Source organism: Streptomyces sp. NPDC085937, from assembly GCF_044540535.1.
GTDB lineage: Bacteria > Actinomycetota > Actinomycetes > Streptomycetales > Streptomycetaceae > Streptomyces.
Genome location: NZ_JBITSH010000002.1, coordinates 466,356 through 489,964 on the forward strand (window position 1 = coordinate 466,356; position 23,609 = coordinate 489,964).

Here is a 23,609-nt window from a genome sequence, read left to right on the forward strand (position 1 = left end):
CCGGTGAACGGACGAATTTCCCTACCGTCTGCCCAAAATGACCCCCCAGGTCTACTCTGGATCCGTGCCGGAGGACGTGGGGGGCACGCCGTTCCCTGACGGCTGGGAGCCCGACGACGACCACGACCGCGGGGTGTCGGACGAAGAGTTCGCCTCCGTGGTCTTCGACGAGGCCTTCGTGCAGGCGGCCCCGGTGCACGAGCCGACCGCCGTGGAGCGCCTCCTGGCCGCCGCGCGGGCCAGAGCCGAGGCATCGGAGGCCGAGGCCCACCGGACCCGCGTCCGCGGCGAGCGCCACGACGACGGCTACGGCGGCTACCGGGGCGGTGGCGCCTACGACGAGGACGAGGACGCCGACGTCCTGGAGGCCGGCTACGGCTCCCCCTTCGGCCGGCAGGTGCGCTGGCACCGCCCGGTGGCCTGGATGCTGGCCCTGGTGCTGGGCGTCGGCATGGTCGCGCTCGCGTTCTCGGCCGTCTACCGGGGCGCCTCCTCACAGCGCCAGGACCCCGCCCCGCCGCCCGCCACGACCGGGGTCGGACAGGGCGGCGCGGCGGCACCCTCCGCCTCGGCCGACTACTCCCGGCCGGCCGTCCCGGTGATACCCGACGGCGGGCGCTGAGGCCGTCGCCCGCTTGGTGAGGACCTGTCAGAAGTTGGCGGTCCGGCGGGCGTTTACCGGGACCCCGCCGGACCTACCCTGAAGATATGGGAGAGCCTTCGGACCCGCCCGAGGGGACGCCCGAGGGAGCCCCTGGAGGTGGCGAGGACGAGTACCGGTCCGTCGTCTTCGACGAGTCCTTCGTCCGTGCTGCCCGGCTCCAGGAGTTCTCGGCGCAGGAGCGCATCACCGACCACGCACCCGCCGTGCGCCGCCGGGAGCCGGTGCGCCGCGGCGGCGGGCTGTCCCGCCAGGTGCTCGTCCTGGTGCTGCTGATCGCCGTGGCCTTCGGCACCGCCGTCTACATGGGCGTACGCCACCCCTACCGCACGTCGGCCGCCGACCGGCCCGCGGAGCCCTTACGGATGACCGTCGTCCCCCTCGCCCCGCAGGACGAGGTGCCCGGCACCACCGACGTCGGGCAGCTGTACGCGCACAGTCCGGCCGCGCGGTTCCGGGTCGGCGCCGAGGGCGTCCCCCTCCCGCCGACCAGACGCACCGCGAACTTCTCCGACGAGCAGGTGGTGTCCGCCCTGCTCACGGCGAAGGACTACGTCGTACGGTCTGCGCTGGACCCGGCCGTGCTCACCGGCGGACAGACCCGGGAGGTGCGGGTGCTGCTCGACTCCGGCCAGCAGCAGCAGTTCGACGACAGCTTCGACCGGCCCGCCGCCGACGGACGGCACGCGGTCACCGGATGGCTGGTGCGCTTCGACCCCTCCCGGGTGGAGCTGGCCGACGAGCGGATCCGGGTGCGAGGGACCCTGCAGGCCGCCGAGGCCGACGCCGCGACCCTGGAGGTCACCACCGACCACACCGTCGTCTACGCGCTGCGCCCGGCCGGCGCCGGGCGGGACGCCGAGGCGTCGCTGTTCACGGTCCGCCGCGAGCTGCGCTTCCGCTTCGACCGGGACGACCTGCGGCTGCACCGGACCGAGCTGATCGTCTCGCACGTCCAGGCGGGCCCCCAGTCCTGCGCCCTGGACCCGGCGCCCCGCCTGCACCCCCTGCTCGCCGGCCAGAAGGCCGAGCGGACCGGCCCGCCCGGCACCAACCCCTACCTCCCCGACACCAGCACCCCGCCCCTCTGCGGCAGCCTCTCCCCGGCGGCCCAGCCCACCTTGTGAGCGAGCGGCCCGGGTGGCGCGGGGACGGCCGTCGCGGGCCGGGGAGCCGTCGTCAGGCGTTGTCGCGCGGGGGCTCGTCGCCGCCCGGCGGCGGGCCGTCGGGGGCCGGCTTCGGACCCGTGAAGCCGCCGAAGCCGCGGCGGACCCGGTCGCCCAGGTCGCCGGCGCCGCCCGCGATGTCGTTGACCAGCTTCATGAGCGGGTCCTTGGAGTTCTTCACCTCACCGGCGTAGGCGCTCGCCGACTCCCGCCAGGAGTCCCGCACCGAGGCGTCCTTGTCCTCGTCGCGGCGCGGGTAGTGGCCGTCCATGATCCGCTGGAAGTCCCGGGAGGCCTCCCACTTCTTCAGCTCCGCCGCCCGCACCGTGGTGAAGGGGTGCGTGCGTGGGAGCACGTTGAGGATCTTCAGCACGGAGTCGCGCAGGTCACCGCCGGACTCGTACTCCTCGGCCTGCTCCAGGAACGCGTCCACGTTCATCTCGTGCAGGTGGTTGCCGCCCGCGATCTTCATCAGGCCGCGCATCGACGCCTGCAGGTCCTGTCCGACCAGCAGCCCCGCGCGGTCCGCGGACAGCTCCGACTTGCGGAACCACTCCCGCAGCGCGGTCACGATCGCCATGATCGCGACGTTGCCCAGCGGGATCCAGGCCACCCGGACCGCCAGCGACGTCAGGAACAGCAGGATCGTCCGGTACACCGCGTGACCGGACAGCGCGTGCCCGACCTCGTGCCCGACGACCGCCCGCATCTCCTCCTCGTCGAGCAGCTCCACCAGGCCCGTGGTCACCACGATGATCGGCTCGTCGAGCCCGATGCACATCGCGTTCGGGTTCGGGTCCTGGTTGACGTACATCGGCGGGACCTTCTCCAGGTCCAGGATGTAGCAGGCGTCCCGCAGCATGTCGTGGAGATGCGCGAACTGCCGGTCCGAGACCCGTACCGAGTCGGACAGGAACAGCAGCCGCAGACTGCGCTCGGGCAGCAGCCCGCTGAGCGCCTTGAAGACCGTGTCGAACCCGCTCAGCTTCCGCAGTGCCACCAGCGCGGAACGGTCGGCGGGGTGCTCGTACGCACGCGAGGAGATTCCGGGGAAACGCCTGCGCTGCCTGCTGGGCACGTTCTCGTGCCCGTTGTGCTCGTGGCCGTCGGACATGTTTCCCCCATGTGCGTCTGGATGACCTGTGCGGCCCCTGGTGCGGCCCTTCGCTCCCCCGCGGCGGGACCCAGCCTAGGGGGAGTCAAGCGGAAGGACGAGCGCGGACGGGTCAACGGTTGCCTCCCGGTACGGGACCCGGGAGGACCGCCGCGGGCCGCTTGTACGGCCGCGCCGGGACGCCACGGGCCCGCAACGGCGGAGTCGGGGTGATCGCCGCGGAGCCGCCCGCATACGATGAGCCCACGTCTTTATCCCGCCCACACGCGATAGGTCCTGCCGAAGATGAGCTTCCCCAGCACCGCTGCCCAGATGGTCACCCTCGCCGCCGAGGGCGGAGAGCACGGCGGCAACCACGAGAGCCTGAGCCCCTACCTCACCGGTGGCGGCGCCCTGTTCGCGCTGCTGCTCCTGCTGTGGATCACCACCCGCTTCAACCGCGACCGCTGAGCGGCCGGGGCTCCGTCCCGAGGGCACTGGACGACGGGGCCCACAGCACGGGCCGGTAGGGTCTGCACGCATGGGAGAGCAGGACATGCCTACCGGCCCCGGCAGCGGCACGGCCCCGCGGGGCAAGCGCCGTCTGGGCGTCATGGGCGGCACTTTCGACCCGATCCACCACGGGCACCTGGTGGCGGCCAGTGAGGTGGCAGCGCAGTTCCACCTCGACGAGGTCGTCTTCGTCCCCACCGGCCAGCCGTGGCAGAAGAGCCACCGCGCGGTGTCCGCGGCCGAGGACCGTTACCTGATGACGGTCATCGCCACCGCCGAGAACCCGCAGTTCTCGGTGAGCCGCATCGACATCGACCGCGGCGGCCCCACCTACACCGTCGACACCCTGCGCGACCTGAGCGCGCTCAACCCGGACACGGACCTGTTCTTCATCACCGGCGCCGACGCCCTCGCCCAGATCCTCACCTGGCGCGACAGCGAGGAACTGTTCTCCCTGGCACACTTCATCGGCGTGACCCGGCCCGGACACCACCTGACCGACGCCGGCCTGCCCGAGGGCGGTGTCTCGCTGGTGGAGGTTCCGGCCCTCGCCATCTCCTCCACGGACTGCCGTGCGAGAGTCGCCAAGGGAGACCCCGTCTGGTACCTGGTGCCGGACGGAGTCGTGCGCTACATCGCCAAGCGCGAGCTGTATCGCGGCGAGTGAGCCGAGAGGGGCACCGGTGAACGACGGATACGACGCGGGGTACGGCGACGGCGGCCCGTACGAGCTCGTCGGCTACGACGAGTACGGCCGGCCGGTCTACCGCCAGGCCGCCGACCAGCGGACCCAGCAGTCCCAGCAGTCCCAGCAGTCCCAGCAGTCCCAGCAGTACGACCCTTACGGGCAGCAGGGGCAGCAGGGGCAGCAGGGGCAGCAAGACGGGCAGGGCTACGGCTATGACCCGTACGCCACGGGCGGCCACCAGCAGCCGTCGTACGACCCTTACGGGGGCGACGCCGCGCCCCCGCAGCAGCCGCAGGGCCCCTCCTACGGCTCCTACGCCCCCTACGGCACCCAGCAGGGCGCCGGCGCGCCCGCCTACGACCCCTACGGGCAGGGAACGCACCCCGACGGCACCGGGCAGCAGCCCCGGGTGGCCGAGCAGACCGCCTACATACCCGAGCAGCAGACGGGCCACGCCCCGCAGCGGCCCGCGCGCATCCCCCAGCAGGCCGGACCGGCCGACGGGGAACCGGACGGCGACGGGCCCGGCCGGGAGTACCACACCGAGCAGTTCGCCTTCGTCGAGGAGCCCGACGGCGACTCCGAGGACGTCATCGACTGGCTCAAGTTCACCGAGAACCGCACCGAGCGGCGCGAGGAGGCCCGGCGCCGCGCCCGCAGCCGGATCATCGCCCTGGTCGTGGTGTTCGCGCTGGTCGCCGCAGGCGGCGTCGGCTACCTCTGGTACGCGGGCAAGCTGCCCGGACTGTCCGACTCCGGCACGGACACCGGCACCACCACCGCCGCGGGCGCCCAGAAGCGCGACGTCATCGTCGTCCACCTGCACGACACCGAGAACGGCGGCACCTCCACCGCGCTGCTCGTCGACAACGCCACCACCGAGCAGGGCACCACCGTGCTGCTGCCGAACTCCCTCGCCCTCACCGCCGAGGACGGCACCACCACCACGCTCGCCAAGTCGGTCGAGGACGACGGCTCCGAGGGCACCAGGACCGCCCTCGACACCGTCCTCGGCACCGACATCGAGGGCACCTGGCGGCTGGACACCCCCTTCCTGCTCACCCTCGTCGACCTGGTCGGCAACATCGAGGTCGACACCGACGCCGACGTGCCCGACCCCGACGCCAAGAAGAAGGGTGAGGCGCCGCTGGTCAGGAAGGGCAAGAAGCAGACCCTCAGCGGCAAGATGGCCGTCGCCTACGCCACGCACCGCGCCCCCGGCGAGGCGCAGAACGCCCAGCTGGAGCGGTTCGGCCAGGTGCTGCACGCCGTGCTGCGCAAGATGACCTCCGATCCGGACGCCGCCACGGTCACCGTCCAGACCCTCGGCCAGATCATCGAGCCGCCGCTGACCGACGCGGACCTCGGCGCCTTCCTCGCCGGGCTCTCCGACCTGGCCAAGGGCGGCGACCACCGGACCGCCCTGCTGCCCGTCGAGGAGGACGGCACGCTCACCGCCGAGGCGAGCGACAGCGTGGTCAAGGACGTCCTCGGCGGCACCGCCAAGAGCCCCGACCGGGACGCCGCCGTCACCGTCTCCGTGCGCAACGCCACCGGCGACAAGGACACCACCGAGAAGGCCCGCGTGGTGCTCCTCAACGGCGGCTTCACCTTCCTGGAAGGCGGCACCGCGTCCTCCGCCGAGGGGACCTCCGAGGTCGTCTACGCCGACCCCGCCGAGAAGGAGAACGCCACCGAGGTCGCCAAGACCCTGGGCCTGCCCGCCGACTCCGTCTCCCAGGGCAAGATCTCCGGCAACGCGCGTGTGTCGGTGATCCTCGGACAGGACTACGACCCCGGCTCGTAGCGAGGCGTGGCGCACCCTCCGTGACGACGTGGGGTGCGCCCGGCGGTCCGTGAGACCCTTGAGGTCCACCGACCGCCGATCGAAAGCCACGCAGTGACCGCAACCGACCGTTCCATCGAGCTCGTCCACACCGCCGCCCAGGCGGCCGCCGACAAGCTCGCGCACGACATCGTCGCCTACGACGTCAGTGACGTGCTGTCCATCACCGACGCCTTCCTGCTGGCCTCAGCCCCCAACGACCGTCAGGTCAAGTCGATCGTCGACGAGATCGAGGAGCGGCTGAACAAGGAGCTGGGCGCCAAGCCGGTCCGCCGCGAGGGCGACCGCGAGGCCCGCTGGGTGCTGCTCGACTACGTCGACATCGTCGTCCACGTCCAGCACAGCGAGGAGCGGGTCTTCTACGCCCTGGAGCGGCTGTGGAAGGACTGCCCCGAGCTGGAGCTCCCCGAGGACGCCAAGGCCACCCGTGGCAAGGCCGCCGAGCACGCCAAGCTCCAGGAGGCCGAGGAGGCGACGGAGCCGGGCGGTGAGTGGCGGTGAGCGCCACCGGTGAGGTGCGCGGCTCCGAACGCCGGGGCCGCCGCGTCATCCTGTGGCGGCACGGCCAGACCTCCTGGAACGTGGAGCGTCGCTTCCAGGGCTCCACGGACGTCGAGCTGACCGAGACCGGCGTGGCCCAGGCCCGCCGGTCCGCCCGTCTGCTGGCGGGGCTGCGGCCGGACGCGATCGTCGCCTCCGACCTGAAGCGGGCCGCGGCCACCGCCGCCGAGCTGGCCGCCCTCACCGGCCTGCACGTCGTCCACGACGAGGCGCTGCGGGAGACCTACGCGGGCGTCTGGCAGGGCCTGACGCACGACGAGATCATCGCCCGGTACGGCGAGGAGTACACCGCGTGGAAGCGTGGTGAACCGGTCCGCCGGGGCGGTGGCGAGCTGGAGACCGAGGTCGCCGACCGGGCCGCCCCCGTGGTGCTGCGGCACGCGGAGAAGCTGCCGGAGGACGGCACCCTCGTGGTGGTCAGCCACGGCGGCACCATCCGCACCACCATCGGCCGGCTTCTGGGCCTGGACGCGCGCAGCTGGGAGAGCCTGGGCGGCCTCAGCAACTGCTGCTGGTCCGTCCTCGGTGAGGGCGCCCGGGGCTGGCGCCTGCTGGAGCACAACGCCGGCACCCTGCCGGAGCCGGTGCTCGGCGACGACGACTGAGACCGCAGGCGGGGCGTCCGGCGAGGGGCCGTACGACCCGCCCCGGGGCGCCCCGGACCCGGATTTCACTTTCTGGCAGGTCGCAGGCTAAAGTTCTTCTTGTTCGCCCCGCCGAGCGGGACGAAACACCAGGAAGCCGCGTTACGCGGCAGCCCGGGGCTATAGCTCAGTTGGTAGAGCGCCTGCATGGCATGCAGGAGGTCAGGAGTTCAATTCTCCTTAGCTCCACGTGACGATGATCCCGCCTCCCACAGTGGAGGCGGGATCTTTTGTTGTCCGCAGATGAGCAGGACGGCGTTCCCAGGCGTATACCTCTACGAGGCGTCCAGCCGTGTCCCGACCGGTACCACGGCGTCGCTGACCGTATTGGCCCGGTCGTGGCAGAATCAAACGACCGGAAGGGGGCGCGGCCCGACGGGAGGGAGTTGTGATGCCTGCGAGCATCCTCGAGGAGGTCGACCACCTTCTCGGAGCGGTGTCGACCCGACGGACCTCTACCCGTCTCAGCTGCCCTTCCTGCGGTTCCGCGCACGTCGCCCAGGTCCTCGGTGACAACGGCGGGATCTCCTACGTGTGCACGGCCTGCGGCCACAGCTGGAGCTGACCGATGGGTGCACACAGGCGGAAGTGCGACTGGTGCGGCAGCGGGACGCCGATCGTCCGCGACATGGAGCCGCTCAACCCCGAGTACCAGTACTGGTGCGAGGAGTGCGCGCGGGCGCTGATCATAAAAGGCGACCCCATCGAGACGTACCGGGAACTCGAGGGTGAGCCGATCTACGGCCGGCTGCTCGAGGAGCACTGCACCCTCAAACGCTTCTACTCGTTCGTGACGGCGTGAGTGTGTGAGTGCGGGACGGCCCGGGCGGCGTGACGGTGCGTGGCGGGCCGGGCGAGCCGGGTGGAACCGGGCGAAGTGAAACCGATTTGGTGTTGGCCCGGGGGGACCGTGTAAAGTTGGCGTCGCCGCCGGGGAAACCCGGAGGAACACCGCAAGGGGCTATAGCTCAGTTGGTAGAGCGCCTGCATGGCATGCAGGAGGTCAGGAGTTCAATTCTCCTTAGCTCCACAGAAGTCGAGGGCGGATCATCCGAACGGATGGTCCGCCCTCGCTCGTTGTGCGTGCGGCCCGCGCGGACTCCTCCCCGGCGGCCCGAAGGCCGCCGGGAAGGGCGCGGTTCAGCTGTCCGTCAGCGTCCCAGGGCGCGCCGGCCGCGGCCCTGGGAGAGCACCGGAAGGTTCCGGGACGGCGCCTTGGCCTGCGGGCCGGTGTCCTCGATGCGCAGGGCCAGGGCCGGGCAGCGGCGCACCGCGCGCAGCGCCTTCGCCTCGGCGTAACGGGGCACCTGGGCCTGAGCCACCGTCGGGAAGCCGTCCGCGCCGAGCTGGAACACCTCCGGGAGGAGGTCGGCGCACAGCCCGTGGCCCCGGCACAGCGTCCAGTCGACGAAGATCTTCTGGCGGCTGGGGCCGTTCTCCTCGGACTCGGCGCCGCCCGGGATGCCCGTCGGGGCCCTGCCCCCCTCGAAGAGCGGCAGGACGCCCGCCACGGGACGTCCGCAGCCGCCCCCGAGGGCGTGGGCCGCGATGTCCTCGGTGAACGCCTTGAGGGTCGACTCCAGGAACATCGCGGAGCCGTCCGGATGCGAACAGGCGCCGCGCCGCTTGACGTTCTTGGCGACCTGCCTGACCGCCTCGAGCGCGGCCGGCCCGCCGCCGCCCAGGATGTCCTCCAGGCCGCGCGCGGCGGCCGGGAGCCCCAGGTAGCAAGGGCCGCACTGGTTGGCGCTCTCCTCCGCCAGCCACTTCGCCACCATCAGCGACTCGCCCAGCGGGCAGGTGTCCTGACTGATCGGCAGGATCGCGCCCGCGCCCAGCGAACCACCCACCGCGTCCAGCGAGTTACGGGAGACGATCGCGTCGTTCACGGTCGCCGCGTCGATCCACTTGCCGTGGTAGCCGCCCGTCAGCACGCCCTGCGGGACCGGCGGGGCGCCGGCCAGCTGCAGCACGTAGCGCAGCGGCACGCCGGTCGGCACCTCGATCACCATCGGGCGGGCCACCGCCCCGGACACCGTGAGCATCACGGTGCCCGGCTCGTCGTACAGGCCGGTGTTGCCGTAGCGCTCCGGGCCGATGCGGGCGGCGATGGCGAGCTGCGCGAACGTCTCGGCGTTGGACAGCAGCGTGGGCGCGCCGCCCACGCCGCTCTTGGAGGCGCTGGTCTTGCGGCCCGGCGGGATGGCCGGGCCGCCGTCGATGGAGCGGATCAGGGAGGCCGCGGCCCCCGTCACCATGCGCACCGGGTTGCGCTGGACCCGGGCGCGCAGCGCCGAGCGGCGGCCGTTGCTCAGGCCGCGCTCGGCGAGCGCCTGCTCCATCGAGCGCTGCGTGGACTCACGGGTGACCCCCACCACGAGCGTGCGGGCACCCATGGCCTCGGCGCACAGCAGCGCGCCGTCCAGGATGAGGTGCGGTGCCCGGTTGATCAGCACCGTGTCCTTGCGGCAGGCCGGTTCGTCCTCGCTGCCGTTGACGACGACGACCGGCCGGACGCCGCGCTTGATCGCCGATTCGGCGACCGAGCGCAGCTTCTTGTGGAAGGGGAAGCCGGCGCCGCCGCGGCCCCTGAGGTTGATGCGCTCGGCGAGCTGCGCGAGCTGCTCACCGCCCAGGGGCTCGAGCGGGCCGTGCACCTTGAGGTGCATCTGCAGGTCGAGCCGGTCGACAAGGTCGAAACCCGACGTCAGTTGCGGAAGCCCTACGACGCGGACTTCAGGTACGTCGGGCAGGGCCTCGTTCACTTAAAGCCTCCGGAAGGCGTGTTCCAAGGTTCGCCCGAACCCGGTGCGTCGAAGTCGTAGGACGACGAGGGCGCACCGGGGCGTGGTTCATTGGCGGGACCGCTGTTGTACGTGTCACCCGGGTTGTACGTGCCGTAGAGGGTGTTCGTCTCAGCGGTGTCGTACACATCACTCGACCCGTAGCCGGACGCGACCGAATTGTTGTAGGTCGGGATGGTGTATCCGGTGTCGTTGAGCGGGTCGTACGCCGACGGAGGGGCCTCGCCGACCGGCGGCGGGGACGGGACGGGCCAGCTTCCGGAGGTGCTGGACGGGCCGTCGACGCGGGGGATGGCCTCCGTGGCCTGCAGGTCCGGCAGCTCCATGCGGGCGGTCGCGTCGGTCAGCGGGCTCTGCCCGCCGCCGGACGGCCGGGAGGGCGGGGACATCGCGCGGTAGGCGGCTGCGAAGCCGTTTGCCGGCTCCGGGGCGGGCGTGGGTACGGGCGCCTCGTACAGGGGGCGTTCGGCGCGCCGCCGGCCGCCGTCCCGGGCGTTCCCGCCGCCGTATCCGGGGAGGGCGGACTCGGCGCCCCGGGCTCTGCTCTCCTCCAGCTGCTCGCGGACGGCACGCTGCTGGTCGGTGAGGCCGAGCAGGCTGGTGATGCGGTCGGCGACCTTGCGCTTGACCGGCCGCGGGGAGGCCCGCAGCAGCAGGGCCGCGAGCACGCCGAGCAGCGACAGGCCGTAGAGGATCATGAAGATCGGCTTGGCCGCTCGACCCGCGTAGAGGCCGTGGACCAGCGCCGCGCACCAGGCCGGATAGGCCAGCATGTGCACCGCGCGCCAGCGGGCGGCGACCTCCGCCGGGGAGGCGAAGCGGTTGCGCAGCACGCCCGTGATCGCCACGAAGATCATCAGCAGGCCGGCCAGGGTGCCGAGCCCGATCAGGAAGCTCCGCCCCATGACGGCCTCGTCGTCGGTGAGGACGAGCCCGAAGGGGATCACGGCGGCGATCCACGAGGTGTGGTCGAGGACCAGCTTGACGACGATGTGGATGAGCAGGAAGACGACGGCCGCGACCGCCGTGGTGCGGTGCACCGCCTGCGCGAGGATCCGCTGCCGGGGGCCGAGCAGGATCCGGTCCTGCGCCACGAGTCCCCAGATCACGGAGCAGCTGAGGCAGACGAGCGCCAGGACGCCGACGCCGAAGTTGAGGAAGTCGACGAACCAGTCGTCCGCCGTGCTGTCGTCCGGCCTCACGACGCACCTCCGGGCGTCGGGACGCACAGCGGGTACGACGGAGCCGCAGCCGACCTGCCCCGAGCGGGGGGTGGGCTGCCGAATGGACGAGGGTTCATGGGGGCAACTCCGAACGGTTCGGTAAAGCGGTCCCGCTGCCGAACTCTAAGCCTCGTCGTACCCGTCAGTACCAGGTTTGAGTTATTGCGCTGTTATCAAAAGACAATGAGGCCGTTGTGATGCCCCTTAGGGGTTGTTACGCGGAGTAACTTTGACCTTTGGTCAGCGCGTCGTGAACGGCGTCGCGGCCGGTTCCGTCACTGCGGTACCCTGACCACATGCGTGCCGTACGCCTTCTGCTTAGCGAGCCGCGCTGATCAGTCCCGACCCGCCGGTGTTTCCGGCAGGCCGGAATCGGCGCGGCGTCCCCTCCTGTGCGAGGGGTTTTTTCATTTCCAGGAAGTCGCAGCAGCAGGCAGAGACGATCGATGGAGCTTTGAGGATCATGAGCGAGACGAACCCCGCAGCCGCGGAGGCCGCGCCGCACCGCTACACGGCTGCCCTGGCCGCCGAGATCGAGGCACGCTGGCAGGACTTCTGGGACGCCGACGGCACGTACGCGGCGCCCAACCCCAAGGGCGACCTGGCGGGCGATCCCGAGCTGGCCGCGCGGCCCAAGAAGTTCATCATGGACATGTTCCCGTACCCCTCGGGTGCGGGCCTGCACGTCGGCCACCCGCTGGGCTACATCGCCACCGACGTCTACGCCCGCTTCCAGCGCATGACCGGGCACAACGTCCTGCACACCCTGGGCTTCGACGCCTTCGGCCTGCCCGCCGAGCAGTACGCGGTGCAGACGGGCACGCACCCGCGCGTGTCCACCGAGGCCAACATGAAGAACATGCAGAGCCAGCTGCGCCGGCTGGGCCTGGGCCACGACAAGCGCCGGTCGTTCGCCACGATCGACCCGGACTACTACAAGTGGACCCAGTGGATCTTCCTGCAGATCTTCAACTCCTGGTACGACGACGAGGCGAAGAAGGCCCGCCCGATCGCCGAGCTGGTCGAGCGGTTCGAGTCCGGTGAGCGCCCCGTGCCCGGCGGCCGCTCCTGGAGCGAGCTGAGCTCCGTCGAGCGCGCCGACCTGCTGAGCGAGTTCCGCCTGGCCTACGCCTCCGACGCGCCGGTCAACTGGTGCCCGGGGCTGGGCACCGTGCTGGCCAACGAGGAGGTCACCGCCGACGGCCGGTCCGAGCGCGGCAACTTCCCCGTCTTCAAGGCCAAGCTGCGCCAGTGGAACATGCGCATCACCGCCTACGCCGACCGCCTGCTGGACGACCTGGACGCCCTGGACTGGCCCGAGGCGATCAAGTTGCAGCAGCGCAACTGGATCGGCCGCTCCGAGGGCGCCCGCGTCGACTTCCCCATCGACGGCGAGAGCATCACCGTCTTCACCACGCGCCCCGACACCCTGTTCGGCGCCACCTACATGGTGCTGGCGCCCGAGCACCCGCTGGTCGAGAAGTTCACCCCCGCCGCCTGGCCCGAGGGCACCCACGAGGTGTGGACCGGCGGCCACGCGACGCCCGCCGAGGCCGTCGCCGCCTACCGCGCCCAGGCCGCCTCGAAGTCCGACGTCGAGCGGCAGGCCGAGGCCAAGGACAAGACCGGTGTCTTCACCGGCGCCTACGCGACCAACCCGGTCAACGGGCAGAAGGTCCCCGTCTTCATCGCCGACTACGTCCTGATGGGCTACGGCACCGGCGCGATCATGGCCGTCCCCGGCCACGACTCCCGCGACTTCGCCTTCGCGCGCGCCTTCGAACTGCCCGTCGTCTGCGTGGTCGAGCCGACCGACGGCCGCGGCACCGACCCGTCGACGTGGGACGACGCCTTCGTGTCCTACGACGCGAAGATCGTCAACTCGGCCGGCGAGCACATCTCCCTGGACGGCCTGGGCGTCGTCGAGGCCAAGGCGCGCATCACCGAGTGGCTGGAGCGCGAGGGCCACGGCGAGGGCACCGTCAACTTCCGCCTGCGTGACTGGCTGTTCAGCCGCCAGCGCTACTGGGGCGAGCCCTTCCCGATCGTCTACGACGAGGACGGCATCGCCCACGCGCTGCCCGAGTCGATGCTGCCGCTGGAGCTGCCCGAGGTCGAGGACTACAGCCCCCGCACCTTCGACCCGGACGACGCCGACACCCAGCCCGAGACGCCGCTGTCGCGCAACGAGGACTGGGTGAACGTCACCCTGGACCTGGGCGACGGACCGAAGAAGTACCGGCGTGAGACCAACACCATGCCCAACTGGGCCGGTTCCTGCTGGTACGAGCTGCGCTACCTGGACCCGCACAACTCCGAGAAGCTGGTCGACCCGGAGATCGAGCAGTACTGGATGGGCCCGCGCGAGGGCATGCCGCACGGCGGCGTCGACCTGTACGTCGGCGGTGCCGAACACGCCGTGCTGCACCTGCTGTACGCCCGCTTCTGGTCCAAGGTGCTGTACGACCTGGGGTACGTGTCCTCGGCCGAGCCGTTCCACAAGCTGTTCAACCAGGGCATGATCCAGGCCTACGTCTACCGCGACAGCCGGGGCATCGCCGTGCCGGCCGCCGAGGTGGAGGAGCGCGACGGCGGCTACTGGTACCAGGGCGAGCGCGTCACCCGGCTGCTGGGCAAGATGGGCAAGTCCCTGAAGAACGCGGTCACCCCGGACGAGATCTGCGCCGAGTACGGCGCCGACACCCTGCGCCTGTACGAGATGGCCATGGGCCCGCTGGACGTGTCCCGCCCCTGGGACACCCGCGCGGTCGTCGGCCAGTTCCGCCTGCTGCAGCGGCTGTGGCGCAACATCGTCGACGAGGCGACCGGCGAGGTGACCGTCGTCGACACCGACGACGTCGACGAGGACACCCTGCGCGCCCTGCACAAGGCGATCGACGGCGTCCGCGGCGACCTGGAGGGCATGCGGTTCAACACCGCCATCGCCAAGGTCACCGAGCTGAACAACCACCTGACCAAGCGGGGAGGCGCGCTGCCGCGCCCGGTCGCGGAGTCCCTGGTGCTGCTGGTCGCGCCGCTGGCCCCGCACGTCGCCGAGGAGCTGTGGCGCAAGCTGGGCCACGACGACTCCGTGGTGCACCGCGACTTCCCGGTCGCCGACCCGGCCTACGTGGTCGACGAGACCGTGACCTGCGTGGTGCAGATCAAGGGCAAGGTCAAGGCGCGGCTGGAGGTCGCCCCCGGGATCGCCGAGGACGAGCTGGAGAAGGTCGCTCTGGCCGACGAGCGGGTGGTCGCGGCGCTGGACGGCGCCGGAATCCGCAAGGTGATCGTGCGGGCGCCGAAGCTGGTGAACATCGTTCCGGCATGACCCCTGCCGGCCTGACCCTTACGGGTAGCGGCCGGATTGTCTGCGGGCAGGTTCGGGGTTCCGCCGGAACTCCGGGCCTGCCCGCTGCGTTTACCGTGGAAGAGCGGCACGACGTGTGCCGGGACAGGCCGAAGGGCCCGGAGGAGGAGCCTCGTGGAAGCGGTGTTCGCAGTGATCGCCCTGCTTTTCGTGCTCTTCGTGGCGCTGGGTGTGTTCGTCACGGTGAAGGTCGTGGGCGCCGCCAAGCGCAGCGCGGACCGCCACATCCACCAGGCCCGGCGCACGGTCGAGGAGCACACCCTGCGGGCCAAGGCCTTCGCTCAGACCGGCCCGGCCGGCGAGATCGCCCAGCTCCGCCTGAAGCTGCGCACCTCGATGCGGGCCACGCAGGACGCCCTGGAGGCGGTCGCCGCCGAGGACGGCTCGGTGAAGGAGTCCCTCGCCCTCTTTCAGCGGCTCAGCGCGCACGGCCACGAGCTGGATGCCGAACTGCGCCGCCTGGAGGGCGAACCGGACCGCGCCACGCTGTCCGCGCGCCTGCCCGAACTGCGCGAGCGCACGGAGCGCATCACCACGTCCGCGGACTCGCTGCGCTGGGCCACCCGTGACCGCGCCCGCCGCTTCGCGGACGACGACCTCGACTCTCTGAGCGAGCAGATCGACATGGAGGCCGGTGCCCTGCGGCACTGGACCACCACCGAACAGCCGGGCACGCCCGCGCCCCCGTCCTGGCCGGAGGCGCCCGCCGCCGACGCCGCGACGGCACCCGGCCAGACCTGGCCGGAGACCCCGAGGCCCGAGGAGGCGCGGGAGCAGGACCAGGACCGGCCCGCGATCGCGCCGGCCGCCCCGCGCCCCACCTACCCCTGGCAGAAGAAGCCCCGCCCCGAAAGCACCACGTGAGGACCGTCTGATCCCCGCGTGATCACACCGCCGTCGAGGACGCCCCGCGGGCCCGGGCTGCCCTACGGCCACCACGGCAGGTAACCTCCAGCTCATGTCCCGCCATGTCGCGATCGTCACCGATTCAACGGCCTACCTTCCGGCCCGGACGATGGAGCGGCACGACATCACGGCGGTACCCCTGACCGTGGTGCTGGGCGACCGTGCCCTCGAGGAGGGCACCGAGATCTCCACCCGCTCCCTGGCGCAGGCTTTGCAGAAGCGGCGTCCCGTCACGACGTCCCGGCCCAGCCCGGAGGTCTTCGCGGAGACCTACCGCAGGGTCGCCGAGTCCGGCGCGACCGGCATCGTCTCCCTTCATCTCTCCGCCGAGCTGTCCGGCACCTACGACGCGGCGGTCCTCGCGGCCCGCGAGGCTCCGGTACCGGTGCGGGTGGTCGACACCGGCATGATCGCGATGGCGCTGGGATTCTGCGCGCTGGCGGCGGCGGAGACCGCGGAGGCGGGCGGCACCGTGGACGAGGCGGTCACCGCGGCGGAGAAGCGGGCGGCGGGCACCTCGGCCTACTTCTACGTCGACACGCTCGACTATCTGCGCCGGGGCGGCCGGATCGGCGCAGCGCAAGCCCTGCTGGGCTCCGCCCTCGCGGTGAAGCCACTGCTGCAGCTCGCGGGCGGGCGTATCGAACCGCTGGAGAAGGTGCGGACGGCGTCCAAGGCGATCGCCCGGCTGGAGGAAATCGCGGCGGACCGGGCGGGGAGTGTGGAGGTGGACGTCGCCGTCCATCATCTCGCCGCGCAGGAGCGGGCCTCGGCGCTCGCCGACCGGCTGCGGGCCCGGCTGCGAGGGCTGGGTGACCTGCATGTCAGCGAGGTCGGAGCGGTGATCGGCGCGCACACCGGGCCGGGGCTGCTGGGGGTCGTGGTCTCGGCGCGCTGAGGCTGTCCGGGGCCCGGAGGCCCGGGGCTCGGCGGCGGGACTCGGCGGCGGGGCTCGTAGGCGCCGTGCGCTCCCGTCCCCGATCGGGTGACGCCGTTGTCCACAACGGGGCGTTCGTCCACGGATTCCGAGCAAGATCATCGCGGTGGGGCGGTTGTGCCGGACCCTCGTCGCATGGCACTTCGATCAGGCACACGCACCGCGACTCCGGCGAGTGGCCCGGGGCGCGGCCCCTTGTCCGACGGCCGCACCCGCAACCGGCACCGCCGGCCGGGCAGGACCCGGGCCTGGCCCCCTTCCTGTCCCCGGCAGGGGGACCGTGACGGCGACGGCCACGCTCCGGCGGACGACATCCGGCGCCGCGCCGAGATCTTGTTCGGGATGGAGGGCGGGGGCGGGCAGCCTGTCGGGAACGGCGGGGCGGTGCATCCCACGGACGCCGGTGAAGGACGCGTGGCGAGGCGTACGCCGAGCTGGGCGAGGCCGGGAGAGGGCGGTGCGGGGACGGCTGGCGCGTTAGCGGGCGTGAACGATGCGATGGCGGCGCGGCGGGCCGTGGTGGTGGACCGTCAGGGCGGCGCGGGCCATGCGTTGCTGACCAGGCCGCAGCCGGGTGCGAGGCGTCCGGCCGCCGTGGACCGTACGGCTCGTGCCGACCAGACCCTGGAACTGCGGCGGCTCCCGGGCCGCGCGGGCATGCCGGGTGCCGCACGTCGGGGGAGGCCCGGCGCGCCGCCGGAGCCCGCGTCGGCCGGTGCGCAGCACGCCACGCGTCCGGGGCGGTTCCTCGGCGTCGGGCCGCAGGGCGGGCCCGCCACGTACGCGGTGCGGCTGCCTACGCCGCGCCGGGTGGAGCAGGCCTGGGTGGAGCAGGCCCGCACGGAGCGGGGCCGGACCCTGCGAGTCCGCACGGAGCAGGTGCAGGCGGCGCCTGAGCCGTGGCGGCTGCGTGAGGGAGTGACCGATGCGGTCGGCCGTGCGGACCCGCTCGGCCGTGCGGACCCGCTCGGCCGTGCGGACTCGGTCGGCCGTGCGGAAGTGGCCGGCCGGGAGAGGCCGGAGGGGGTGCCCGAGCCGGGGCCTCCGCCCGGGCGGTGGGGACCGGCGTTGCGGGAGCGGCTGCCGCTGTGGGTGCAGGTCCGGTGCGGGCTGGAGCGGCGCAGTGTGATGGCGCTCTCCGCACTGCTCGTCCTGGCCGTGGTGTTCGCCGTGCAGCACTTCTGGACGGGGCGCACCCAGCCGGTGCGGGCACCGGAGGTGGTGCAGGCCGGTGCGGCCTCGCAGACCTCGCGGGAGGAGGTGACGGACGGCGGGGCGACCCCGTCGGGCGCACCCGGCCTCACGGCGGGGACCGAAGGCTCGCCGGCTCCCGAGATCGTGGTCGACGTCAGCGGAAAGGTACGGCACCCCGGCGTTCACCGCCTGCCCTCCGGCTCACGCGTCGAGGACGCCCTGAAGGCGGCCGGCGGAGTGCGTCCCGGTACGAAGACCGGCAGCCTCAACCGCGCCCGTTTCCTCGTGGACGGCGAGCAGCTGGTCGTCGGCGGCCCGGCACCCGCGGGCGCCGCGGCCCCCGCTGCCCCGCCCGGCCCGGGTGCGGCGGCCGGTCCCACCGCGCCGGTCTCCCTGAACACCGCCACCGTCGACCAACTCGACACCCTGCCCGGCGTCGGTCCCGTGCTGGCCCAGCACATCGTCGACCACCGCACCCGCAACGGCGGTTTCCGCTCGGTGGACGAACTGCGCGAGGTCAACGGCATCGGTGACCGCCGTTTCGCGGACCTGCGCGACCTCGTACGCCCATGAGCACCCGGACACCCACCGCGCCCGGGGCACCGCAGGACACGGCATCCGCGTCGCGTCCCTCCGTCCACGTGGCCTCCGGCAAGCGGCTAGGTGCCTCCCATCCGCGCCAGGAGGGGCCGACCGACCTCCGGCTGGTCCCGCCCGCGCTCGCCGCCTGGGCCACGGCGGCGGTCATGCTGCACGCCCCGCCCGGCTGGACCGTGGCCACCGTGGCCGGCTCGGTCCTGACCGCAGCCGTTCTCCTCCCGGCGCGCGGCCGCCTGGCGGAGCGCGCCCGTGGCACCGTCCACGCCGTCGCGGCCGTGCTGCTGTGCGTCGGGGCCGCCGCCGGTTCGGCGGGCCTGCACGGCGCGGACGTCCGGCGCGGTCCCGTCCCGGAACTGGCCCGGGAGTACGCCCCCGTCGTCGCGGAGGTGGAGGTCACCGCGGACCCTCGGCTCACCCGGCCCCGGGTCAGCGGCGACCACATGGCCCCGACGTCCGTGCTGATCGAGGCCGACGTGCGGCGGGTGGAGCGGGCCGGCACGGCGACGTGGACGACCCGCGCACCCGTCCTGCTGATCGTCGACACGGACGAGGCCGACCGGGGCGGTGGGGCCGAGGGGGGCGATCCCGCGACGGGCGGGCGGAGCTCGCCGTGGCTGGGCCTGCTGCCCTCCACCCGGCTGAAGATCGAGGGAGGGCTGGCACCCGCGCGGGAGGGCGGCGACCGGTTCGCGGCGGTGCTGCGGGTGCGGGGCCGCGACGGTCCACAGACGGTGGACGGGCCCTCGGGCCCGCAGCGGCTGGCGGGACGGCTGCGGGCCGGACTGCGCGAGGCGACCGAGGACCTGCCGGCGGACGCAAGGGCGTTGCTGCCGGGCCTGGTCGTCGGCGACACCGCGCGGGTCACCCCGGAGCTCGACCAGGCCTTCCGGGAGACCGACCTCACGCACACCCTCGCCGTGTCCGGCGCCAACTTCACCATCCTGCTCGCCCTGCTCCTCGGCCCGCCCGGGCTGGCGCAGCAGGCCGAGCGACGCGGACTCGCGCCCCGTCTCGGCATCTCCCTGCGGACCACGGCGGTGCTGGGCGGGGTGCTCTCCCTCGCGTTCGTCGTCGTGTGCCGGCCCGACCCCAGCGTGCTGCGCGCCGCCGCCTGCGGTTCGGTCGCCCTGCTCGCGCTCGCCACCGGCCGCCGCAGATCCCTGGTCCCGGCCCTGGCGACGGCCGTCCTGCTGCTCGTGCTGTACGACCCCTGGCTGGCCCGCAGTTACGGCTTCCTGCTCTCGGTGCTGGCCACCGGCGCGCTGCTCACCCTCGCGCCGCGCTGGAGCGAGGGACTGCGCCGCCACGGGGTGCCGCCCCGCGTCGCGGAGGCCCTGGCGGCGGCGGGCGCGGCCCAGGTGCTCTGCGCCCCGGTGGTCGCCGTGCTGTCCGCGCGGGTGAGCCTGGTGGCGATCCCGTGCAACCTGCTCGTCGAGGCCGCGCTCGCGCCGGCCACGGTGCTGGGTTTCCTGGCCCTCGCCACCGCTCCGGTCGCGATGCCGTTGGCCGAGGCGGTGGCCTGGTGCGCGGGCTGGCCCGCCGGGTGGATCGCGAAGGTCGCCCGCACCGGGGCGGCCATGCCCGGCGCGGGGGTGGACTGGCCCGGCAGCTGGGCGGGGGCGGCGGCCCTCGGCGCCGTCACCCTGGCCGCGCTGCTCGTGGGGCGGCGCCTGCTGCGGCACCCCTGGTGGTGCGCGGCGTGCGCGCTGCTGCTGGCGCTGCTGGTGGTGCAGCCCCGGCCGCTCGTCCGCACGATCACGGGCTGGCCCCCGCCGGACTGGCGATTGGTGATGTGCGACGTGGGACAGGGCGACGCGCTGGTGCTGGCGGCGGGCGAGGGGACCGGGGTGGTCGTGGACGCCGGACCCGACCCGGTCCTCGTCGACCGCTGCCTGGACTCCCTGGGCGTCACCCGCGTCCCGCTCGTCGTGCTGACGCACTTCCACGCCGACCACGTGGCCGGTCTGACGGGGGTGCTGCGCGGACGTGAGGTGGGTGCCATCGGGACGACGGCCTTCGAGGAACCGGCCGACCAGGCGGCGTTCGTCCGCAGAGCCGCAGCCGACGCGGGGGTCCCGGTGACCCGGGTCGTCGCGGGGGAGCGGCGGCGGGCCGGCGACCTGTCCTGGGAGGTGGTGTGGCCCCCGCCCGGCGCCCACCCGGCGGTGGAAGGCCCGAACGACGCCAGCGTGGCCATGCTGGTCCGCGCCGGGGGCCTGCGCCTGCTGCTCCTCGGCGACCTGGAACCCCCGGCCCAGCGCGCCCTGGCCCGGTCACCGGCGGCGCGGGACCTGACCGGTGTCGACGTCCTCAAGGTCGCCCACCACGGCTCGGCGTACCAGGATCCGGGCCTCGTGAGCCTTACCTCCCCCCGGCTGGCGCTGATCAGCACCGGCGAGGACAACTCCTACGGCCACCCCGCCCCGGGGACGGTCGACGCGCTGCGCGCCGGGGGAGCGGCGGTGCTGCGTACCGACCGGGACGGGGCGCTGGCGGTCACCGTCGGTACGGATGGGAGCGGAGAGCTGGAGGTGGCGCGACACTGAGACCATGACCGAGGGGATGAACACCGCGACGATCGACGCCTATCTGCGCCGCCTGGGGGTGGAGCAGCCGGCCCGGCCCACCCTGGACGCCCTGCGCGAGCTGCATCTGCGTCATCTGCGGACCGTGCCGTTCGAGAACCTCTCCGTGCATCTCGGTGAGGAGATCGTGCTGGAGGAGAAGCGGCTGCTGGACAAGGTGGTGGAGGCCAGGCGCGGCGGCTTCTGCTACGAACTCAACGGCGCCTTCGGGGCGTTGCTGACCGCGCTCGGCTACGACGTCGCGCTGCTCTCCGCGCGCGTCCACGGCGAGGGCGGCCGGCTGGGCATCCCGTACGACCATCTCGCGTTGCGGGTGCGGACGGTGGACGGCGGGGACTGCCTGGTGGACGTCGGGTTCGGGGCGCACTTCCATCTGCCGCTCGCCTTCGGGGAGCGGCGGGAGCAGCAGGACCCGGCGGGCGTGTTCCGGATCGTGGAGGCCGACGCGGACGCGGCCGGGGTGCGCGGCGGACACGGCACGAGGGAGGCCGCGGACCTGGACGTGCTGCACGACGGCCGGCCCGTGTACCGGCTGGAGGTACGCCCCAGGGTGCTCGGCGACTTCGCCGCCGGGGCGTGGTGGCACAGCACGTCACCGGCGTCCCACTTCCCGCGGTCGCTGGTGTGCTCGCGCGTCACCGCGGACGGCGGCCGGATCACGCTCAGCGGGCGGCGGCTGACGGTCACGGCGCCGGACGGGACGCGGCGGGTGCGGGAGATCGAGGCGGACGGGGAGGTGCTGGAGATCTACCGGAACGAGTTCGGGATCACGTTGGACACGGTGCCGACGGTGCGGGGTGCCGGGACGGGCGGCTGACCCCGTACCGGACAATGACCCGTGTGAGTGATGTGCGACATGTGCTGGTGCTGCCCGACCGGGACGCGGCCGAGGAGGTGGCCGAGGCGCTGGAGGAGCGCTTCGGTGTCGACGAGGAGCCGCGGCTCGTGCGGGACGCCCTCGCGGGTGAGGACGACGCGGAGGACGCGCAGTGGCTCGTCCTCCTGCGGGACGAGGCGGGGCGGCTGGACGCCGGCGAGCTGAACGAGTTCGTGGCCCGGTGGGACGGCTGGCGCGAGGAGCCGTAGCCACCGGGGGGGCGGCGGCCGCGTGCCTGGCCCGCGCGAGTCCGGCCGGGCGGGGATGTCGGTGGCCCATGGGATGCTTGTCGGCGATGGCCAGGAAGAACGCATCCGACGACCCCCTCGCCCCCGTGACGCTCGCCGTGGGCCAGGAGGAGCTGCTGCTCGACCGTGCCGTGCGGGAGGTGGTGGCCGCCGCGAAGGCCACCGACCCCGACACGGACGTACGCGACCTCACCCCGGACCAGCTCCAGCCGGGCACCCTCGCCGAGCTGGTCAGCCCCTCGCTGTTCGCCGAGCGCAAGGTCGTGGTCGTGCGCAATGCGCAGGACTTGTCGGCCGACACCGTCAAGGACGTCAAGGCCTACCTGGCGTCGCCCGCCGAGGAGATCACCCTCGTCCTGCTGCACGCGGGCGGCGCGAAGGGCAAGGGGCTGGTCGACGCGGCCCGCAAGGTGGGCGCGCGGGAGGTGGCCTGCCCGAAGATGACCAAGCCGGCGGACCGGCTGGCCTTCGTGCGGGGCGAGTTCCGTACCACCGGGCGGTCGGCGACGCCCGAGGCGTGCCAGGCCCTGGTCGACGCCATCGGCAGCGATCTGCGTGAGCTGGCCTCCGCGGTGACGCAGCTGGTCGCGGACGTCGAGGGCACGATCGACGAGGCGGTCGTCGGCCGGTACTACACCGGGCGGGCCGAGGCCTCGAGCTTCACGGTCGCGGACCGGGCGGTCGAGGGACGCACCGCGGAGGCCCTGGAGGCCCTGCGCTGGTCGCTGTCGACCGGCGTGGCCCCGCTGCTGATCACCAGCGCGCTGGCGCAGGGCGTACGGGCCATCGGTAAACTGTCCTCGGCGCGCGGCGGCCGGCCCGCGGACCTGGCGCGCGAGCTGGGCATGCCGCCGTGGAAGATCGACCGGGTGCGGCAGCAGATGCGCGGCTGGACCCCGGACGGGGTGTCCGTGGCGCTGCGCGCGGTCGCCGAGGCGGACGCGGGCGTCAAGGGCGGCGGGGACGACCCGGAGTACGCCCTGGAGAAGGCGGTCGTCACCATCGCCCGCGCGGCCCGCTCCCGCGGCCGCGCGTAACCGACGAGCGCGCTCGCCGCCTTCATCGACGAGCGCCCCCGTCGGCTCTGCTGACAAGCGCTCCCGTCTGCCCCGATCCCAGGGGCGGCGCCGAAAGCCCACTCCCGAGCGGCGGCACGCCGAAGGCCCCACTCCCGCCCTGGGGAAGGGTGGGGAGACGGGGCCTTCGGATGAAGCCGATGAACTCGTACCCGCGTGGCGAACGCAGGCCGCGTACGAGCTCGTGGTGCCGGCCGGGGGCGGATGAGAGAGGGCCCGCCCGGGTCCCGCCGGCGATCAGATCAGGGTGATTCAGGCCTTGGCGGCCGCGACCTTCTGAGCCAGCGCCGACTTCTTGTTGGCGGCCTGGTTCTTGTGGATGACGCCCTTGGAGACGGCCTTGTCGAGCTGACGCGCGGCAGCGCGCTGGTACTCGGTGGCCTTCTCGACGTCACCCGCGGCAGCGGCCTCGCGGGCCTTGCGGATCGCGGTCTTCAGAGAGGACTTGACGGCCTTGTTGCGCAGCCGCGCCTTCTCGTTGGTCTTGTTCCGCTTGATCTGGGACTTGATGTTCGCCACGAATGAGCCTCTACAGGTTCTGGCACGGGGCCGTACGAGGCCGCACGGATTCCGTACCGGGTGATTTCTTGGGGTGTGCCTCGCGCTGAGAGGGCATG

Annotated in this window: 21 protein-coding genes and 2 tRNA genes; 19 read left to right on the top strand and 4 right to left on the bottom strand. The window is 72.9% G+C overall.

What is annotated here, in order from left to right; translation table 11 throughout:
- The first annotated feature begins 37 nt into the window (after positions 1 to 37).
- Together ACIF8S_RS05560 and ACIF8S_RS05565 are read left to right on the top strand one after the other, a co-directional pair.
- A complete protein-coding gene (locus tag ACIF8S_RS05560) occupies positions 38 to 622 on the top strand; it encodes a hypothetical protein (RefSeq protein ID WP_399997486.1) in 585 nt (194 codons plus the stop codon).
- 86 nt (positions 623 to 708) lie between these two features.
- The gene (locus ACIF8S_RS05565; protein WP_399997487.1) at positions 709 to 1,788 is read left to right on the top strand and encodes a hypothetical protein; all 1,080 of its coding nucleotides are present in this window, start codon (positions 709 to 711) and stop codon (positions 1,786 to 1,788) included.
- 52 nt (positions 1,789 to 1,840) lie between these two features.
- On the opposite strand, the gene ACIF8S_RS05570 is transcribed toward ACIF8S_RS05565, so the two are convergent.
- Positions 1,841 to 2,941 carry a M48 family metallopeptidase gene (locus ACIF8S_RS05570; protein WP_399997488.1) on the bottom strand — a complete coding sequence of 367 codons (1,101 nt, stop codon included), beginning with the start codon at positions 2,939 to 2,941 and terminating at the stop codon, positions 1,841 to 1,843.
- A 285-nt stretch (positions 2,942 to 3,226) separates the two neighbouring features.
- Here ACIF8S_RS05570 and ACIF8S_RS05575 point away from each other — a divergent pair, with 285 nt between their 5' ends.
- The 9 genes from ACIF8S_RS05575 to ACIF8S_RS05615 all read left to right on the top strand — a co-directional run bounded on the left by ACIF8S_RS05575 (position 3,227) and on the right by ACIF8S_RS05615 (position 8,202).
- Positions 3,227 to 3,391: a hypothetical protein gene (locus ACIF8S_RS05575; RefSeq protein WP_167534615.1), complete on the top strand. Its 165-nt coding sequence runs from the start codon at positions 3,227 to 3,229 to the stop codon at positions 3,389 to 3,391.
- Between the two features lie 70 nt (positions 3,392 to 3,461).
- Positions 3,462 to 4,100, top strand: a complete 639-nt coding sequence (gene nadD, locus ACIF8S_RS05580) for a nicotinate-nucleotide adenylyltransferase (RefSeq protein WP_349792927.1) — start codon at positions 3,462 to 3,464, stop codon at positions 4,098 to 4,100.
- Positions 4,101 to 4,116: 16 nt separating this feature from the next.
- Positions 4,117 to 5,928, top strand: a complete 1,812-nt coding sequence (locus ACIF8S_RS05585) for an LCP family protein (RefSeq protein WP_399997490.1) — start codon at positions 4,117 to 4,119, stop codon at positions 5,926 to 5,928.
- A 93-nt stretch (positions 5,929 to 6,021) separates the two neighbouring features.
- Positions 6,022 to 6,468: a ribosome silencing factor gene (rsfS, locus tag ACIF8S_RS05590; RefSeq protein ID WP_145825675.1), complete on the top strand. Its 447-nt coding sequence runs from the start codon at positions 6,022 to 6,024 to the stop codon at positions 6,466 to 6,468.
- Positions 6,459 to 7,133 carry a histidine phosphatase family protein gene (locus ACIF8S_RS05595; protein ID WP_349792932.1) on the top strand — a complete coding sequence of 225 codons (675 nt, stop codon included), beginning with the start codon at positions 6,459 to 6,461 and terminating at the stop codon, positions 7,131 to 7,133. The genes rsfS and ACIF8S_RS05595 overlap by 10 nt, the downstream gene beginning before the upstream one ends.
- A gap of 155 nt (positions 7,134 to 7,288) precedes the next feature.
- Positions 7,289 to 7,361 (top strand) — tRNA-Ala (locus tag ACIF8S_RS05600).
- Positions 7,362 to 7,563: 202 nt separating this feature from the next.
- On the top strand, positions 7,564 to 7,737 hold the full coding sequence (locus ACIF8S_RS05605; protein WP_006136075.1) for a hypothetical protein: 174 nt from the start codon (positions 7,564 to 7,566) through the stop codon (positions 7,735 to 7,737).
- Between the two features lie 3 nt (positions 7,738 to 7,740).
- Positions 7,741 to 7,974, top strand: coding sequence for a hypothetical protein (locus tag ACIF8S_RS05610; protein WP_004988233.1), 234 nt, complete (start codon positions 7,741 to 7,743; stop codon positions 7,972 to 7,974).
- Positions 7,975 to 8,129: 155 nt separating this feature from the next.
- Positions 8,130 to 8,202 (top strand) — tRNA-Ala (locus ACIF8S_RS05615).
- 121 nt (positions 8,203 to 8,323) lie between these two features.
- Here the strand turns inward: ACIF8S_RS05615 and ACIF8S_RS05620 are convergent.
- Together ACIF8S_RS05620 and ACIF8S_RS05625 are read right to left on the bottom strand one after the other, a co-directional pair.
- Positions 8,324 to 9,937, bottom strand: coding sequence for a ferredoxin (locus tag ACIF8S_RS05620; protein ID WP_399997491.1), 1,614 nt, complete (start codon positions 9,935 to 9,937; stop codon positions 8,324 to 8,326).
- Positions 9,934 to 11,178, bottom strand: a complete 1,245-nt coding sequence (locus ACIF8S_RS05625) for a ferric reductase-like transmembrane domain-containing protein (protein ID WP_399997492.1) — start codon at positions 11,176 to 11,178, stop codon at positions 9,934 to 9,936. Before ACIF8S_RS05625 ends, ACIF8S_RS05620 begins: the two co-directional genes overlap by 4 nt.
- A 484-nt stretch (positions 11,179 to 11,662) precedes the next feature.
- On the opposite strand from ACIF8S_RS05625, the gene leuS reads away from it, so the two are divergent.
- The 8 genes from leuS to holA all read left to right on the top strand — a co-directional run bounded on the left by leuS (position 11,663) and on the right by holA (position 22,953).
- Positions 11,663 to 14,530 carry a leucine--tRNA ligase gene (gene leuS, locus ACIF8S_RS05630; RefSeq protein WP_399997493.1) on the top strand — a complete coding sequence of 956 codons (2,868 nt, stop codon included), beginning with the start codon at positions 11,663 to 11,665 and terminating at the stop codon, positions 14,528 to 14,530.
- Positions 14,531 to 14,683: 153 nt separating this feature from the next.
- A complete protein-coding gene (locus ACIF8S_RS05635) occupies positions 14,684 to 15,433 on the top strand; it encodes a hypothetical protein (RefSeq protein WP_399997494.1) in 750 nt (249 codons plus the stop codon).
- Between the two features lie 94 nt (positions 15,434 to 15,527).
- Positions 15,528 to 16,373: a DegV family protein gene (locus ACIF8S_RS05640; RefSeq protein WP_399997495.1), complete on the top strand. Its 846-nt coding sequence runs from the start codon at positions 15,528 to 15,530 to the stop codon at positions 16,371 to 16,373.
- Positions 16,374 to 17,438: 1,065 nt separating this feature from the next.
- Positions 17,439 to 18,179 carry a helix-hairpin-helix domain-containing protein gene (locus tag ACIF8S_RS05645; RefSeq protein WP_399997800.1) on the top strand — a complete coding sequence of 247 codons (741 nt, stop codon included), beginning with the start codon at positions 17,439 to 17,441 and terminating at the stop codon, positions 18,177 to 18,179.
- Positions 18,176 to 20,752, top strand: a complete 2,577-nt coding sequence (locus tag ACIF8S_RS05650) for a ComEC/Rec2 family competence protein (protein ID WP_399997496.1) — start codon at positions 18,176 to 18,178, stop codon at positions 20,750 to 20,752. Before ACIF8S_RS05645 ends, ACIF8S_RS05650 begins: the two co-directional genes overlap by 4 nt.
- 16 nt (positions 20,753 to 20,768) lie before the next feature.
- Positions 20,769 to 21,608, top strand: a complete 840-nt coding sequence (locus ACIF8S_RS05655; protein ID WP_399997802.1) for an arylamine N-acetyltransferase — start codon at positions 20,769 to 20,771, stop codon at positions 21,606 to 21,608.
- A 23-nt stretch (positions 21,609 to 21,631) separates the two neighbouring features.
- Positions 21,632 to 21,877, top strand: a complete 246-nt coding sequence (locus ACIF8S_RS05660) for a hypothetical protein (RefSeq protein WP_037723888.1) — start codon at positions 21,632 to 21,634, stop codon at positions 21,875 to 21,877.
- Positions 21,878 to 21,963: 86 nt separating this feature from the next.
- A complete protein-coding gene (holA, locus tag ACIF8S_RS05665) occupies positions 21,964 to 22,953 on the top strand; it encodes a DNA polymerase III subunit delta (protein ID WP_399997497.1) in 990 nt (329 codons plus the stop codon).
- A gap of 291 nt (positions 22,954 to 23,244) precedes the next feature.
- Here the strand turns inward: holA and rpsT are convergent, their stop codons facing one another.
- Positions 23,245 to 23,511 carry a 30S ribosomal protein S20 gene (gene rpsT / locus ACIF8S_RS05670; RefSeq protein WP_349792951.1) on the bottom strand — a complete coding sequence of 89 codons (267 nt, stop codon included), beginning with the start codon at positions 23,509 to 23,511 and terminating at the stop codon, positions 23,245 to 23,247.
- Positions 23,512 to 23,609 lie beyond the last annotated feature (98 nt).